This is a genomic window from Halomonas salipaludis (genome assembly GCF_002286975.1).
Classification (GTDB): domain Bacteria; phylum Pseudomonadota; class Gammaproteobacteria; order Pseudomonadales; family Halomonadaceae; genus Franzmannia; species Franzmannia salipaludis.
On the sequence record NZ_NSKB01000005.1, the window covers coordinates 434,584 to 450,837 of the forward strand.

8 protein-coding genes are annotated in these 16,254 nt (G+C 66.8%); 5 read left to right on the top strand and 3 right to left on the bottom strand.

What is annotated here, in order from left to right:
• Positions 1-212: 212 nt before the first annotated feature.
• A complete protein-coding gene (locus CK498_RS15180; RefSeq protein ID WP_095621684.1) occupies positions 213-2,225 on the top strand; it encodes an NADPH-dependent 2,4-dienoyl-CoA reductase in 2,013 nt (670 codons plus the stop codon).
• A 139-nt stretch (positions 2,226-2,364) separates the two neighbouring features.
• Here the strand turns inward: CK498_RS15180 and CK498_RS15185 are convergent, their stop codons facing one another.
• The 3 genes from CK498_RS15185 to CK498_RS15195 are packed head-to-tail and all read right to left on the bottom strand — an operon-like array spanning position 2,365 to position 5,749.
• Positions 2,365-3,444, bottom strand: coding sequence for a response regulator (locus CK498_RS15185; RefSeq protein WP_095621685.1), 1,080 nt, complete (start codon positions 3,442-3,444; stop codon positions 2,365-2,367).
• Entirely contained in the window at positions 3,441-5,216 is a 1,776-nt protein-coding gene (locus CK498_RS15190) for a sensor histidine kinase (protein ID WP_217987787.1), read from the bottom strand. Before CK498_RS15190 ends, CK498_RS15185 begins: the two co-directional genes overlap by 4 nt.
• Positions 5,216-5,749, bottom strand: a complete 534-nt coding sequence (locus CK498_RS15195) for a molybdopterin-dependent oxidoreductase (RefSeq protein WP_095621686.1) — start codon at positions 5,747-5,749, stop codon at positions 5,216-5,218. The genes CK498_RS15190 and CK498_RS15195 overlap by 1 nt, the downstream gene beginning before the upstream one ends.
• 158 nt (positions 5,750-5,907) lie before the next feature.
• Here CK498_RS15195 and CK498_RS15200 point away from each other — a divergent pair, with 158 nt between their 5' ends.
• The 4 genes from CK498_RS15200 to CK498_RS15215 are packed head-to-tail and all read left to right on the top strand — an operon-like array spanning position 5,908 to position 16,234.
• Positions 5,908-11,304, top strand: coding sequence for a vWA domain-containing protein (locus tag CK498_RS15200; protein ID WP_176475807.1), 5,397 nt, complete (start codon positions 5,908-5,910; stop codon positions 11,302-11,304).
• Entirely contained in the window at positions 11,294-13,711 is a 2,418-nt protein-coding gene (locus CK498_RS15205; protein ID WP_141246958.1) for a hypothetical protein, read from the top strand. The genes CK498_RS15200 and CK498_RS15205 overlap by 11 nt, the downstream gene beginning before the upstream one ends.
• Before the next feature lie 10 nt (positions 13,712-13,721).
• The gene (locus CK498_RS15210; protein ID WP_095621689.1) at positions 13,722-15,134 is read left to right on the top strand and encodes a hypothetical protein; all 1,413 of its coding nucleotides are present in this window, start codon (positions 13,722-13,724) and stop codon (positions 15,132-15,134) included.
• A gap of 20 nt (positions 15,135-15,154) precedes the next feature.
• The gene (locus CK498_RS15215) at positions 15,155-16,234 is read left to right on the top strand and encodes a WD40 repeat domain-containing protein (RefSeq protein ID WP_095621690.1); all 1,080 of its coding nucleotides are present in this window, start codon (positions 15,155-15,157) and stop codon (positions 16,232-16,234) included.
• The last annotated feature ends 20 nt before the right edge of the window (positions 16,235-16,254 follow it).

Here is a 16,254-nt window from a genome sequence, read left to right on the forward strand (position 1 = left end):
TTGAAATCACCTTCAAAATGCTCATTTACACACTCGTAAACTCGCGCGCGAGCCCGGTCCGTTTTTCAGCTGATTTCGCCTTGCCTGGCCTTCGCTCGTGACTTTTGTAAACACCCTCTTGGTCGGGATTGAGTCTCTGGGCGGTTCGTCTACACTCTACCGCAGAATTGTCATACAGTTGTTTGAATTTTGCCGCAAACGAGGCAGCCGCCGTGACCGACTATCCACACCTGTTCCGTCCCCTGACCCTGGGCAGCGTGACGCTGCCCAACCGCGTGCTGATGGGCTCCATGCACACCAATCTCGAGGAGGCGCCGGACGGCTACGCGCGCCTCGCCGCCTTCTATGCTGAGCGCGCCCGCGCCGGGGTTGCGCTGATCGTTACCGGCGGCATCGCGCCCAACCCCGAGGGCGCGGTGTTCCAGGGCGCTGCCAAGCTGACCTGCAGCGAGGAGGCCGAGCGCCATCGGCCGGTGGTCGAGGCGGTGCACGCCGAGGGCGGGCGCCTGTGTCTGCAGATCCTCCACGCCGGGCGCTACGCCTACTCCCCCGAGCTGGTGGCACCCTCGGCGCTGCAGGCGCCGATCAACCCCTTCACACCGCGTGCGCTCTCCAGTGACGAGGTCGAGCAGCAGATCGACGACTATGTGCGCTGCGCCAGCCTGGCCTGCGACGCCGGCTACGACGGCGTCGAGGTGATGGGCTCGGAAGGCTACCTGATCAACCAGTTCCTGTGCCTGCGCACCAACCAGCGCGAGGACGCCTGGGGCGGAGCATTCGAGAACCGCATGCGCTTGCCGGTGGAGATCGTGCGGCGCATCCGTGCCGCCCTGGGCGACGATTTCCTGATCATCTTCCGGTTGTCGATGATCGATCTGGTCGAGGAGGGCAGCAGCTGGGACGAGATCGTGACCCTGGGCCGGGCCATCGAGGACGCCGGCGCCAGCCTGATCAACACTGGCATCGGCTGGCACGAGGCGCGGGTGCCGACCATCGTCACCAGCGTGCCGCGGGCGGCCTTCAGCGAGGTCACCCGGCGCATGAAGGCCGAGTTGTCGATTCCGCTGATTGCCACCAACCGCATCAATATGCCCGAGGTGGCGGAGCGGGTACTGGCCGACGGCCACGCCGACATGGTCTCCATGGCGCGCCCCTTCCTCGCCGACCCCGAGTGGGTGGCCAAGGCCGCCGAGGGGCGCAGTGCCGAGATCAATACCTGCATCGCTTGCAACCAGGCGTGCCTCGACCACACCTTCCAGGGCAAGCTGACCTCGTGCTTGGTCAACCCGCGCGCCTGCCACGAGACCGAGCTCATCATCGAGCCCGCCGCCGAGCCGCGCGATATCGCGGTGGTCGGCGGTGGCCCGGCGGGCCTGGCGACCGCAGTGACCGCGGCCAGCCGCGGCCACCGGGTCACGCTGTTTGAGCGTGCCGGCGAGCTCGGCGGCCAGTTCAACTATGCGCGCAAGATTCCCGGCAAGGAGGAGTTCGACGAGACCCTGCGCTACTACAAGGTGATGCTCGACAAGCACCGCGTGCGGGTGCGCCTCAACTGCGAGGCCGACGCCCATACGCTGCGCGACTTCGACGCTGTGGTGCTGGCCAGCGGCGTGCGGCCGCGGCGCCTCGATCTGCCCGGCAGCGAGCATCCCAAGGTGATGAGCTACGCCACGGCGATCACCCACCCCGAGCGAGTCGGGCGGCGGGTGGCGATCATCGGCGCTGGCGGCATCGGCTTCGACGTCGCCGAGCTGCTGACCCATGTCGACCACCCGGCGCTGGATACCCACGCCTGGTGCGACGAGTGGGGCGTCGACCTGGGTGTCGCCGAGCGCGGCGGGCTCAAGCCACGCCAGCGCCCCGAGGTGCCGCGCCAGGTGTTTCTGCTGCAGCGCAAGGCCTCCAAGCCCGGCAAAGGGTTGGGCAAGACCACCGGCTGGGTGCACCGTGCCGCGCTCAAGCAGCGTGGCGTTGAAAGCCTGGCCGGCTGCGAGTACCTGGGCATCGACGATGACGGCCTGCATCTCCGCCACGACGGCGAGCCGCGCCTGCTCGAGGTCGACAGCGTGGTGGTGTGTGCCGGGCAGGAGTCGGTGCGTGAGCTGCTGGCGCCACTGCAGGCAGCAGGCGTCGCGGTGGAGATCATCGGCGGCGCCGATGAGGCCGCCGAGCTGGATGCCAAGCGCGCCATCGATCAGGGGACGCGGTTGGCGGCGCGGCTCTAGGCTCTGTCCGAAAAAAGGCTGCGCTCGGCCATACTGCGTTAAACATCGGCTCAAAGTACTCATTTACACCCCGTAAACTCCGTCTTTTCGCCGATTTTTGCCTTGTCTGACCTTCGCTCGCCAACTTTTCAGACAGAGCTTAGGCGTCGGCGTAGCAGGTCATTGCCCCGGCCAGCAGCAGGGCAATTAGATCAGCCTGGCGGTGGGTGTCGGTCTTCTGGAACAGGTTGCGCAAGTGAAAGGCTACGGTGGTGGTGGCGATTGACAGCCGCTCGGCAATCTCGTCGGTGCGCCAGCCTTCGGCCAGCGCCACGGCGATGCGTGCCTCGCCCGGGGTCAAGCCGAATAGACTGGCCAGCATCTGCTGGGAGAGCTGACCGCGGTGCTCGGGGTCGGCCAGCATCACCACCACCGAAGGGGCCGAGACCATCATCGCGTCGGGATGCGGCAGTGAGCAGGCCAGTAGCAGCAGGTCGCGACGTTCGCCGGGTCGTGGCAAGCGTAGGCAGCGAGTGGTGTCCTCGCCAGCCTGGCTGGCCGCCAGCGCGGCGTCGAGGATCTTCTTCAGCGCCCGAGAGTCGCGCTTGCTAAGTGCCATCAAGGAGTCGTCCAGACGCAGACCGTTCTGTTCGCAGACCAGGAGCTGTGCCTGACGGTTGGCGAATAGGTGCTTGCCCTCGTGGTCGAGCAGCACCATGCCCGGCGCCACCAGGTCCAGCGCTCGGGTGGCGGCGCCGAAGGCCTGCTTGGATGTTTCGTGGCGCAGTTGGGCCATGGCCCGACGCAGTTCGTCGAGCTCCTCATGAGCCTTGTGACGCATGCGCTGCACCTGACGCAGGCGGGCCTCGATGGTTGCCAGCAACAGGTCGAAATCGACCGGTTTGACCAGGTAGTCATCGGCGCCGAGACGCTTGCCGTCGATGATTTCGCTAGGACCGGAGAGGGCGGTGAGAAACACGAAAGGCGTATCGGCAAGGTCGGGTCGGCGTTGGCGGATGTCCTCGAGTATGCGGTAGCCGTTATGCCCCGGCATGTTGATATCGCACAAGATCAGATCGGGAGCCGCCTGCTCGAGCTGACGCATCGCCTCGTCGCCGTCGGCGGCTTCGATCACGCCGTAGCCGGCTTCCTTGAGTTCTTCGCAGATGTCGTGACGCAGATCGTGTTGATCCTCGGCGCATAGGATCAGCGGCGATCGCGGGGCCGTGGTGGGTGTCATTGAGCCTCTCCCGTTTCAATAGCGGCCGTATCGGCATGCGGCAGTAGCAAGCGGAAGGTGGTGCCTGTGCCGGGGCGCGAATGGACATCGATGTCGCCATGCTGGATGCGTGCCAGATGACGGGCGATATTGAGTCCAAGTCCGATGCCAGGCTGGTCGGTGGCATTGGAGGAGCGAAAGAAGCGTTCGAACAACTGCGCTTGATCCGCTGCGTCGATGCCGCGTCCGTGATCGCGAACGGCACAGTATATGCTTGCCTCGTCATGCCCCAGGCAGACCTCGACGGCGCTGTCGTCGGGCGAATACTTGAGGGCATTGGAGAGCAGGTTGGTGAGGATCTGCTCGACCAGCACGGGATCGCAGTAGGCCATGATCGGCGTGTCATCGCCGGGACTCAGGTGGATGCGCGATGTGCCGCTGGCTTCGCCATGCAGGCGACAGCATTGCTCCGCCAGTTGGCGCAGGTCGCAGCGTGTCGAAGCGGCCTCGATCTGGCCGCCATCCAGGCGGGCGGCGGTCAGCGAGCTGCCCACTAGACGCGTCATGTGGGCGACCGAGTCGCGCAGGCGTCGGTAGCGTTGCTGTCGCTCCTCGCCACCCAGGCGCTCGCCGCGCCGCTGCAGGCGCTGCAGGCCGGAGTCGATCACCGCCAAAGGGGTGCGGAACTGGTGCGAGACCATGGCCGCGAAGCTGCGGTAGAAGTCGCTGACGCCGCGTTCGCGCTGCAGGGCGCGTTGCAGTGCCTCGGTGGCCTGCTTGTAAGGTGTGATATCGGCCAGCCGCATGACATGACCACCATCGCGGCTAGCGCTCATGGTCAGCTGCAACCAGCCCAGCTCGGTGATATGCAGATCGCAGCGTAGCGTACGTTCGCGAGGATCGTTGGCGGCGTCCTCCAATTCGCCGTTATCGTCGCACTCACGGAGTACCGCCAGGGCGTGTTCGAGGGAGCACCCCAGGGGGAGTGCTCGACTGGCCTCGGGCAACATCTGGATCAGCTTGGGATTGACCAATGCCAACCGTCCATCGGTATCGAAGGCAGCAAAGGCATCCGGCGCCGTATCGATGGCAGCGGCCACGCGATGTCGCGCCGCCTCGAGATCCTGGGTGCGACGTTCCACTTCGACTTCCAACTGGTCGCGATGCTCGGCCAGCGCCTGCTGGGCGGCGCGGCGCTGACGCAGCGCACCGATGAGCAAATAGCCCAGGGCCAACCCGCAGAGCATCAGCCCCACCACCGAAGCGATCACCTGCAGGGTGCTGTCGCGGTGCCGGTCGAGGCGTTCACCGGTGGTTTCCCACTCCTCGACCATCACGGCATTGGCAATGCGGTTGAGATCTTGCATCAATGGCTTGAGCTCGGCGTGGATGCTATCGGCCGCCGCCACTGCGTCTGGCGCGATGGCGTCGAGTTGCGGTTCGATGGCCGCCAGGCGTTCGAAGGCGTCATCGACCCGCTCGGCGAACCCCAGCGCCGCCAGGTAGCGACGCTGAGGCCCCTCGTCGAGCAATACCAGCCGGCTGGTCAGCACGTCATAACGGAGTGCCGGTCGGGCGGCCTGGTCACCCAGCGTGAGGCGATGCACTTCTTCATCGAGCCGGTGGCTGGCCACCTGCGCCTGGGTGATAACCCACAGCATGTTCTCGCTGACGTTGCTGCGCATGTCCTGCTCGACCTGGATCAATCGCACCAGGGAGAACGTCAGCAGTCCGGCGAAGGCGATCATCGCCAGGGCCGGCAGTGCATAGGCAGGGCGGCGGCGCCAGACCATCAGCGGATCTCGAGTTGCTCGAGCTGCCACACCCAGCGGTAGTCGTAGCGAATATCCTGCAACTCGCTGTGGTCGTCACGCGGGTAGACGATCCACAGCGGCCCCTTGTCCCGGGGGGTGAGCGTTTCGCCGTCCATGGTGTCGGCCAGTAGTACATCGTAATCGTGAAAATCCTGCATGGGGATGTCGATGATGTAGTCGTTCAGCGCCGTGGCGACGACTTCATCTCCCTGAGCCCCGACGGCATCGAGCAGGTCGCGCATCAGGACCCCTTCGAAGTGGCTGACGCCGTCAGTGACAACGGTTGTCGTATCCAGCGTCTGGCGGGGCAGGCTGGCGAACAGGCTGCGGTCGATGTGCGCCTCCTCGCCAATATTGGGGTGGGCGATATCGCCGCTGACGCGGAGTAGAGGTGTCGTGTCGGGCGGCGGGAGTGCGGCGGCTGCGACAGGCAATGCGATGCCTGCCAGCAGCCCAGCGGCACGCAGGCGAAAGGAGACGGCGGTAATGTCGGAGTCGTCGCACTCTAGCATGATGGCCTCATATGGCGATGGGGGTATGGTCACCATAGCTAATATTGTGAATCTCATCTTCCGGCTACGCCTGCGATCTGTCCCCGTCTGAATGAACGGGGGAAGCCTTGATGGTGTGCACTAGGCTTGGGTCACACAAAAACAGCAGGGGAATCAGTATGCGAGTCGCAGGCCGAGCGGGTGCGGCGCTGCTGGCACTGGTAGTGGCGCAGGGTGTCGATGCCTATCCGCAAATGACGTTCTCACAAGAACCCAACGACACGCCTGAGCAAGCCCAGTCGGTTAGCGGCGAGGCGAGGCTGGTCGGCGAGGTGTCCGGCGATGATCGTGACCTGTTCTGGTGGGGATTGGATGACAACCACACCGACCGGGTGTGGCAGGCCGAACTACAGGGGGATACCGAGGGAGCCATCGAGGCGCGGTTCTCCTGGCCCGCCGAGGAAGAAGCGTCGGCGCCGAGCGGGGTCGCACAGTTCGGTGAGGCGGAGCCCGAGGAGGCCGCCGCCGAGGAGACACGACTGCTGTCCCTCGAGGCCAGTGCGTCCCAGCCCAGGCAGCGTCTCCAGCAGCTGATTGTTCCCCCAGGAGAGCACCTTATCAGCTTGCTGCCTCAGGCGGCGGGGGGCGAGTACCAGCTGACCCTGACCGAAGCAGGGCGTTTGCGGGTGCGTGGCCAAGTGGGGCCCGACGAAGCAGATGACCTGGAGGTGACGCCGGATCGACAGTGGTTCTTCCATCTCGATGTGCCAGAGCACGAGATCCCCCTGCGGCCGGAGGAGGATGCCGAGGCGTTGCTATGGCGGCTCGATCTGCTGGGTGAGCTGGGCGTGTCGCTGGAAGCCTGGATCGAGAATGACGCCGGTGAGCGGATTGCCGAGGTACATGCCGATTCACCCGTTCAGCACCACTGGGGGCGGTTGGATCTTACCGGGGACGTTCGCCTGCACCTGCGCAACCCGGAGGGGAGCGCGATTGGTCGGGTCGGGCTGGCGCTGGTCGAGGATGGTCAACGCCCTGAGCCTGCTGCGGATGAGCAGGACGTCGTCGAGGTCGAGGCCGCGTCGGAAGAGGAGGCACGGTGGTTCGGGCTTGGCGAGACGGTGTCGCTCGAGCTGGTGCCGCGCGAGCGCCAGTACCTGGCGTTCTCCCTGGATGAGTCGGCGGTGGGACAGCGCCTGGATGTGGTAGGCGACACGGACCGCGATATCGAGGTCTGCCTGAGCCAGCGTGATGACCGCGACCCGGTGTGCCGGGATGGGCCAGCCGAGGCGCTGTTCGACCAGATGCAGCTTGCAGCAGGGGACTACCTGCTGCAGCTACGACTGTCGCGGCGGGCCGATGACCCGATCCCCACCCAGGTGCGGCTGATCGAGACGGACTTGCCCGATCGGGAAGGCTGGGTGGCTACCCCCAATGATGATCGCGACTGGGCTGCGGTGCTCAGGGCTGATGAGGTCCGCCAGGGCCGCTTCGCGGGGACAGACACCGCCTGGTTCGAGCTCCTGGTCAGCGATGAGACGCAGGTCTGGGCGTTCCAGGCCGAAGGCGATCCGATCGAGCGCCTGGCGCTCTACCATGATGGCGATCGCCGCCCCTTCCTCGACAGTGAGCAGTCCCGGCGTGGTGACCCGCTGCCGCAACGGCGGCTGAGCCCGGTGCGTCTGCTGCCGGGGCGCTATCAGGTGCGCCTGGAGGGGGATAGCACCGATTATCGTCTCGAGGCCCTGCCCCTGGGAGAGCCTCAGCCGGGCCGCGAGATGGAACCCAACGACGAGCCGGAAGATGCTAATCCGCTATGGCTGGGAGAATCCGTCGAGGGGCATTTCCATAGCGAGGATGATGAGGACCACTTCCACTTTCACCTGCCCGGCGACAACCGCCTGGTGCTGGATTTTGAGCCACCGGCAGACGGGACGCTCGAGGCGCGACTGTTCTGGCAGGGTGACGAGCTGCTGCGCACCCTCGACCTGGAGGAGGCCACGCGCATCAGTCGGATGCTGCCCCCCGGCGACTATATCCTGCGACTCGTTGGTAATGGTCCCTCGCAGCACCCCTATCGCATCCGGTTAGGTATTGGTGATCCCTGGCACCATCAGGGTGCAGTGGGGCTACTGGACAATATCGCACAGGCTCCTTTGGTTCCCGGGGACGGGGTTATTGATGAAGAGATGGGGGGCGTGGATGATGCCGAGGGCTATCTGCGACTGCCCGTTACCGAGCTGGCTCGCACCCTTCACTTCGAGGCACGAAGCCCTGGGGGGCGTGTCCGTTTCGTGAATGCCGAGGGTGACGAGCTCGCGTTCGAGGAGACCGACGAGCGGCGTCGCCATGCCGTGACCGTGCCGGGAGGAGAGCAGTGGTACCTCTGGGCCTCCCTCAGTCGCCGCCTGAGGAACTTGACGTTGGAGGACCCAGCGCAGCCTTTCACGCCGGAGATATCGCCCGTTACCGCTGAGCTGGACAGTGAGAGCGTTCGCCTCCCGCCCTTCCTGCCCCATGCCCAGCGCCTCGAGGCTCGTCTGACGGTCCGTAATGAGGGAGAGGATTCCCTGATGCTGCCCTTGAAGGCCCACGCCAGCCATTCGGGCTGGTCGCTTGACGGGCTACCTGAGTCACTCTCCCTGGCCCCCGGGGAGCGTCGTGAAGTACCCCTGACCTGGACGCTGCCGCCTGAGATGCTGGAGAGCGATCCATCATCGCTCTTCGTGGCGGTGGGCGAGCATACGGCGCACCGTGGCCTGGAGCTGGATCCCTCGGCAGCGGCCCTGGATCCGCAACCGGCACCCCCTGTCCCCGAGGCCCTCGATGGAATGGTTGACCTGGCCTGGAGTGCCCTGGGGGCGCACTTCGTCGATGCCGATAGCGGCGAGCCCATCGATGGCCTGCCCCAGCGGCGCGGAGGCTCGGCACGCTTCCTGATTGACGGTATGGCCAGCGCCGCTAGCTCCATCGAGGTCGACGTCGACCCGGGGGAGGCCTTGCCACCTATCCGCCTGGCCGGTGAAGGAGGCACGGTGCACGGCCTGGGCTTCAATCAGCGCTCTCTGCACGATCACAGCTATCGCTGGCAAGCGGTCGAGATCGCGCTGGGTGAGTCCCTGGACGATCTGGACGTGGTCACGAGCGTGACGCTGGACAGCCGCGACGGCGAGCAGTTCTTCGCCTTCGATGCGCCGCTGGAGGCTCGCTATGTGCAGTTGCGGCCGCTGTCGATCTTCCTTGCCGAAGGTGAGCGTCGGCGTTCTCGCCATGGCAGTGGCGAGTTGCGGGTGCTGGGAGAGCCCTCCGGTGCACTGGGGGCGCGTCGTCATGACCTTCTGAATCATGAGCTGGGCGGGCATTGGATCTATACCCTGCCGGATATCGATCGCCTCTATGGCTTTCAGGGGCAGCGCTACACCCATCGCAGCGTTACCGGCGGGCGCAGCGTCCGTGGTGGCCAGCGTATTAACGGCGAGCGTATCGAGATGGTCTTCGCCTTCCTCCAGCATCGGGCGGCGCGGATCGACGAGCTGCGCTGGATCGAGAACCTCGACTGGGACGGCCTGCCGGTGGAGGAGGTTTCGGTATATACCTCCCTTGAGTCACCGGTGGGGCCCTGGGAGCACCAGGCCGATTGGGCGCTGGCACGTGACGGCGAGGGAGCGGCGAGTCTTTCGCTCGCCGAGACGCCGCGGGCACGCTACCTGCGTCTGGCCTTCGACGAGCCTGACATACCGGAAGGCGAGCGTCGGGCCAGCTGGCGTATCCCCGAGGTGCTGCAGGCCATCGAGGCCGATGCCCTGGGCAGCGGCCGCTCGATTCTCGGTCACTGGGGGCTGGATAGCCCCCGCGGCCTGCTGGAAGCGGAGCAGGAGAGGGCCCAGGTGCAGGTGCGTGAGGTCGAGGATGCCGATAGCCATACTGAGGCGCCCTACGCGCTGACGGATGGCGTGGTGGGGCGAGTCGTGGAACCGGGGGATACTCGCCACTATGCCCTGACCCTCGACGCGCCGGATAACACCCTGGCGTTTGAACTGGAAGAGCCGGCACGCGATCGGCTGCGCGCCACCCTGCATGACCCGCAGGGCGACGTCGTGCCCCTCGACTGGTCATCGGCCGGTGCCGGCCGGCGACACGCCGAGGCGGTGGATATTCCGCAAGGCGAGTATCGCCTGACGGTGACCGAGCCGCCGCGCTCCATCGTCTTCCTGTGGGATGGCAGCGGTAGTCTGTCCAGTCACCAGCCGGCGATCTATCAGGCGCTGAACCGCTTCGCCGAGGGGCTGGAGCCCGACAAGGAAGTGTTCAACATGCTGCCTCTGGGCGGGCCCCTGCTGATCGATGGCTGGGCCACACAGCCTGCTCAGGTGGCCCAGACCCTGGCTGCCTATGATGGTGATTTCACCAGCTCGAACTCGGAACCGGCGCTGGCCCTGGCCAGCCGAGCGCTGGCACAGCGCGAGGGGCAACGGGCGATCTTCCTGATCACCGACGCCGAGCAGACCGGGCGCGACCTGGCGGCCTGGGAGTCACTGGCTGAGGTTCGACCGCGGATCTTCAGCCTGGAGGCCACCCATGGCTCACGCAAGGACACTGAAGAGAACCGCTGGTACCAGAATCAGATGCTGAGCTGGGCCCAGGTGGCCGATGGACGCTATCGCTATACCGTCGACCGTACCGACCTGATTCGCGGATTCGAGGCGGGGATGCGTGAGCTGCGCCAGCCCAGCGAGTTCGAACTGTCGATAGCGCGGCGCTACCAGGAGCCACCCGAGCCTGGCAGCCTGCGGGTGGTCAGCACCGACCCCGAACAGCCGGCGGTGGCCGGCGGCGTGGTGCACCTGATCTTCGACGCCTCGGGCTCGATGCTGCGCCAGATGCAGGGCGGGCGGCGCATCGAGGTGGCCCGGCGCATCGTCCAGCAGACCCTCGACGAGCGCATCCCCGCGGAGGTTCCGGTGGCCCTGCGCGCTTACGGGCATACCGAACCCCACAGCTGCGAGACCGAGCTGCTGGTGTCGCCCAGTGCTGGCAATCATGACGCGGTGCGCGACGTCATGGCGGACATCCAGGCCATCAACCTGGCGCGTACACCGTTGGCCGACTCCCTGGATGCGGTACTCGACGACCTCGACGGCTACCAGGACCAGCCGCGCCTGGTGGTGATGCTCACCGACGGCGAGGAGACCTGCGACGGCGACGTGGCCGCGTCTGTCGATAGCCTGATCGAGGAGGGGGTCGACGTGCGCCTGAATATCGTCGGCTTCCATATCGATGAGATCGGCCTGCAGGCCGAGTTCGAGCGCTTCGCCACCCGTGGCGGCGGAGAGTACTTCGACAGCCACGACGGCGACGAGCTGATGGCCGGGCTGAACCAGGCGCTGGCCGCCACCTGGCGGGTGCAGGACGGCGAAGGCGACGAGGTCGCCAGAGGGCGGGTGGGTGATGCCCCCGTCGAGCTGGGCGTTGGCGAGTACGAGCTGGTGGTGGAAACCCAGGCGGGTGAGCAGCGCAGGGCCTTCGCCATCGGGGCGAATCAGAGCAAGACACTGGAGGTGGGAAGTGACGACTAGGTTGGGCTTGCTGGGAGTATTGCTGGCGCTGGCGCCGATGGCCTCGGCAGAAATGATGTGTGCAGGTTCGCCCGGCATGAGCGAGAGCGATCAGCGCTATCTCGAGCAGCGGGTGCTGAGCCTTGACCGCGCCGTGCGCGGCGCCTACCAAGAGCTGCCCTGGGAGAGCCTCAGGGTGAGCGATGCTCAGCAAACGGTGGGGAACCACCCCGATGCGCTCTTTGCCTGGGTGCGCGACGAGACCCGCTGGCTGCCCTATGACGGAGAACTGCGCGGAGCGGCCGGGGTGATGCAGGATCGCATGGGCTCCAGCCTGGATCGTGCCCTGCTGCTGGCGGCGCTGATGGAGGAGGCCGGTCACAGCGTGCGCCTGGCCCGGACCGAGCTACCCACGCAGGCACTCGAACGGCTCGAGTCGGCCTGGTCCCATGAGCCGGTGGCCCGGCGGCCAGACGGCCCCGTCGAGATGGACCTCTCCAGTGCCTCTGTCGCGGCACTGGCCGAGCGGCTCGAGAGCGACCCCGGAGAGCTGGCCGAATCGTTGCATGAGCAGCGGGCGTCGGCCGACGCACGGCAGACACGGCTGCAGGTCGACGGCCGACGCCAGGCCGAGGCGCTGACGGCGTTGCTGGATGGCTCCCTGGCAGCCGCCGACGCTTCGCAGGCTGTCCCGGCGGATCACTGGTGGGTGCAGCGACGCACCGACGACGGCTGGTCGGACTACGATCCGGCCCTCCCTGGGCATTCCGAGGGAGATCGTCTGATTGAGGCGGGCGACGTCGAGCGTCACTACCCTGAGGCGCTTCCCGAGGATGCACGCCACTGGCTGACCATCGAAGTGGTGGCCGAGCAGCTCGAGGGCGATCGGCTAAACGAGGCGGTGGCCTTCGCGCATCGGATGCCTGCCGCTGAGCTGCTGGGGCGGCAGCTGCACCTGGAGCTCTACCCTATGGAGCTGCCGTCGCCCCAGTCGCTGCTCGACGGAAGCGTCGATCTCGATGCCCTGCCGCAGGCCCTGTTTGATCAGGAGCAGTGGGTACCTTACCTGCGCCTGGGCGACAGCCTTGAGCGCCAGGACGCCATCATGGCCGATGGCAGCGTGGTCGAGCTTGGCTCGGATGCCTCCATTGCCGGTGCCTTCGGCGAGGCCGGCAGTGCCCTGGGCGAGGTGAGCGTCGGCGGTTTGAGCGCCGGAGCAGCGGACACCCCGCCGGAGCTGACTGCGGTGATGGCGCGTTTCCACACCGAGGCGCCGGGCCGCGAGACAGATACCGTCGAACGTCCGGTGATGGATCTGATCGGTCCCGCACGGCGCAGCGCGGGTGTCGAGACCTTCGACGTCGACGATGCGCTCCGTGAGCAGCGCGCGGTCGAGTTGTTGAGCACCCTGGAGGTGCTCGGCCAGACGACCTGGGTGCAGCCGGCCCAGCTGGCCGCCTGGCACTACGAGGGGCTGATGGACAATCGCCAGGCGGCCCTGGCCGGGACCTACCTCGGCGCCCAGGGCGATGACAGCTTTATCGGCGAAGCCCTGGAATCGCGCAGCACCCGTCGCTTGGTGCTGGATCAGCTCGCCGCCATGCGACTGGCCTACAGCCCCTATCCCGAGCGAGTCGCGCTGACGCGACTCAATCTGCTGGGCTACGTGACGCTGATGGAGTTCGAGGCGGGCGAGCACCGGCGCCGCGAGGGCTTCGACATCCTCGACAATCGCGTCGCAGTGCCCGACGGCGAGGCGGTGGCGGAGACACGAATCGCTCAGGGGGCGCTGGACACCCTGCTGGAGGCCGAGCTAGCGGTGGAGACGCGCGCTGCCCTGGGCAACACCGCCCGGGCCTTCCTGCATGACCTCGACGAGGGAACCGAGTGGCGGCACGTCGCGAGCCTGGACGGCCTGGTGGCCCTCGACTGGCAGCCGGATCCCGACCTCGAGGCGCACCTCGCAGCACGTCTGGACGAGGGGCAGGCACTGCTTCTGCCCGACGCGCCGGCACGCGATGATGCGCCGACCTGGTGGCAGCTCGATCCCGCCACCGGCGACCTGCTGGGCTACGGGAGAGATCGCCGCGGTCAGTTCGTCGAGGGGATCCTGACCCTGATGAGTGCCGGCGATAACGCCATGGGCGCGGTGGGCATGGTGCAGAGCATCTGGGACTGCCTGTTTACCGCCAGCGATCCGCTGTGCTGCACCCAGGACGCCGCCGCTCAGGAGATGATCAGCAGCGCCGTCAGCGCCGGCCTGGGCGGTCTCGCCGAGGCCCATGACATCAATATCGTCATTGGACGCGAGCTGGTGTCCGGGGGCGCCTTCGACCGGCTCAACTCGGCGGGCATCAGCCAGGCGGCCGGCGACGTGGCCGACGCCGGATCCGAATTTATCGTCGATTCCTGGGGCCGCTGCAACTGAGGAGATGCCAATGAATCAGCCACACACGCGTAAGGCCGCACTAGGCATGGCGGGGCTGCTGGCCTTGCTCGGCCTGGGTGCAGCGACGCCGGCGGCGGCCCAATCGCCCTGCGCCGAGGTGGTTCGGGAGGGGCTACCCGCCCTGGGGTGCAACCGTGCCTTCACCCTGCACGTCAAGGACATGGCCTTCAGCGACGAGCTGAACGGCCAGGCACCGCCGCCCGGGCAGCGCTGGGCCACACTGGACGTACGTTTCGACAGCTGGATGCCCAGCGACCTGGTGTTCGGCCTGGGGTATCCCGAGCCATTGCTGGTGGCCTCGCTGGAGCGCCAGCTTTACCTGCTGGTGGATGACCGGCAGGTGGTGCGGCCGACCCTGCCGGACGGTTCGGCCCTGGAGGATGAGTTCGTGCTGCCGCGGGCGGGGGCCCAGCGCCAGGGGGAGGTCGCGTTTGCCGTGCCCGACGCATCACTGTCGCAGCTGTCGCTGCACTACTACCACGACCAGTACGCGCCTATCGTGGTGCCGCTGCTGGGTGGGCGTGCCGAGCCCGATGAGGGACGCGACGCCGCGAGTTGGCAGCAGGGTCATGATCTCATGTCACTGGGCGTTCACGGCGTCGGCCGTCATGACCGCTGGCAGGGTGAGGCGTCTCCCGAGGGGATGCAGTGGCTGGTGGTGGACCTGCGCGGCCAAGGAGAGTGGCGCACGCCGGTGGACGCCCGGGCGCTGGAAGCGTCGGCCGAGCCCGATGTCGAGTCATCTCTGCACCGGGTGATGGAGTATATTGAGGCGCCGGGACTGCTGCAGGTGGTGGTGGACGGTCGCTACGCCTATGTGCGTGACCTCGAGCTTAGCAGCCTGGGCGATGATCCGGCGCTGCTGCCCGATGCCTGGGCCGGCGGTGAGGCGGTATTCCCGATACCCGATGACGCCGAGCGCATCGAACTGGTGGCCTATATGCCCCAGTTTGGCGGTACCGATATCTCCTCCGAGATTCGTCCGGCGCTGCGCTTTGCGCTGGAGGAGGGCGAGCGCGAGCCGGATGCTGAACCGCGAGAGATGCTAGAAGACGGCCCGATCCGCTTCCGGGTCCATGACCTGGTGCTGCATGACGCTTTCGCCGATCACGTCGCCGAGGAGGGGGAGACGCTGGTCTGGATCGAAGCGGCCATGGCCAACCAGAGCGAGGTCGGCGGCATGATGGAAGTGGGTCATCGCCTTCGCCCGCGTGTGCCAGAGGGAGAGCTGCTGGGAGTCTACCAGGCCGGCCCCATGCCGCAGCCGGAACCCTTCTGGCTGCCGGCCGACGATGAGCCGCGTCACTTCCAGCTGCTCTATCGCTATCCCGCGGACGCCGAGACGCTCGAGTTCGAGTATGGCGGCGTCGCCGTCGTCGAAACGCTGTCGCTGTCCCACTGAGCGGAATCTACGGAGGGGTGATGACCAGCCTGTTCTTCACCGGTGTGATCGCTCTGTGGAGCGTCCAGCGACAGGGGGGGCGCTATGCCATTGCCCTCTGCCTGGCGGTGAGCGTCTCGTCGGCCTGGGCACAAGACAGTGGCTCGCCGGACTGGTCGGCCGCCGACATGCAGCATGAGCTTGAGCTGGAGGCGAGCGTCACCCAACTGGCGTTCTCTCCCGACGGGGCGCTTCTGGCCAGTGCCACCGAGTTCTCCCTCAAGGTGTGGGACCTGGCGTCCGGCACGCTCAAGCACCGGTTGGATGGCCATCGCTCCCCGGAGGTGGACCGCGCGTTGCCCGTCACCGGGCTGGCTTTCAGTCCCGATGGCAGTCTCCTGGCGAGTACCAGCTGGAACCCCGGCGTAATGCCCGATGCCTCGCTCAAGCTCTGGGACCCGGCAACGGGTGAACCGCGCCAGGCCCTGGCGGGTGGCCAGGGGTGTCGGGAAGTCGCTTTCTCGGCCACGGGTGACAGCGTATGGGCGGCCTGCGGCTGCGACGTGCAGCGCTACTCGCTGGAGACGGGCGATGTGGCTGAACGCGCCGAGCATTTCCCCGGTGGGCTGCTACCCCAGGGTGACGCTGAGGCGGCGGCCGCTGAGCTGCCGATGCCCAGGCAGGGCCCCGCCGCCGCGCTCGCCTTGAGTGAGGAAGGCATGCGACTGGCCTGGGCCGGCCAGCCGCCCACCTACCCCATGCCGATTCTGCGTGTCTGGCAGGCCGAGACAGCCGCCGAGGTGGACTATCTCGCCCTCGACCTTCCCGGCGTGACCACCACGCATGACCCCGTGGCCCTGGCCCGGGAGCACTATAGCCTGGAGCTGCCCAATCCGGTGACCGAGGAGCGTATCGAGCAGTGGATGCGGGACTCGGGGGAGGTGCGCGTCATGCTCACCCTGAACAATCTGAAGGACGATGCCTCTCGGGCGTGGCGCTATCGGCTGACCTTCGAGCCGCTGGAGGATGGCCGCTGGGAGCTGGTCCGGGTGGAGCGCAAGCACCAGTGCCGGCGTGGGCCCACCGCGCCGGATGAGTGGACGACTCGGCCCTGTGTCTAGTGGCCATGGCGGAACCCTGC

What these genes read in the sequence shown, in the direction of transcription:
- CK498_RS15185 (WP_095621685.1), bottom strand. Translation starts at nt 3,444, where the DNA reads ATGACACCCACCACGGCCCCGCGATCGCCGCTGATCCTATGCGCCGAG.
- CK498_RS15190 (WP_217987787.1), bottom strand. Translation starts at nt 5,216, where the DNA reads ATGGTCTGGCGCCGCCGCCCTGCCTATGCACTGCCGGCCCTGGCGATG.
- CK498_RS15195 (WP_095621686.1), bottom strand. Translation starts at nt 5,749, where the DNA reads ATGCTAGAGTGCGACGACTCCGACATTACCGCCGTCTCCTTTCGCCTG.
- CK498_RS15200 (WP_176475807.1), top strand. Translation starts at nt 5,908, where the DNA reads ATGCGAGTCGCAGGCCGAGCGGGTGCGGCGCTGCTGGCACTGGTAGTG.
- CK498_RS15210 (WP_095621689.1), top strand. Translation starts at nt 13,722, where the DNA reads ATGAATCAGCCACACACGCGTAAGGCCGCACTAGGCATGGCGGGGCTG.
- CK498_RS15215 (WP_095621690.1), top strand. Translation starts at nt 15,155, where the DNA reads ATGACCAGCCTGTTCTTCACCGGTGTGATCGCTCTGTGGAGCGTCCAG.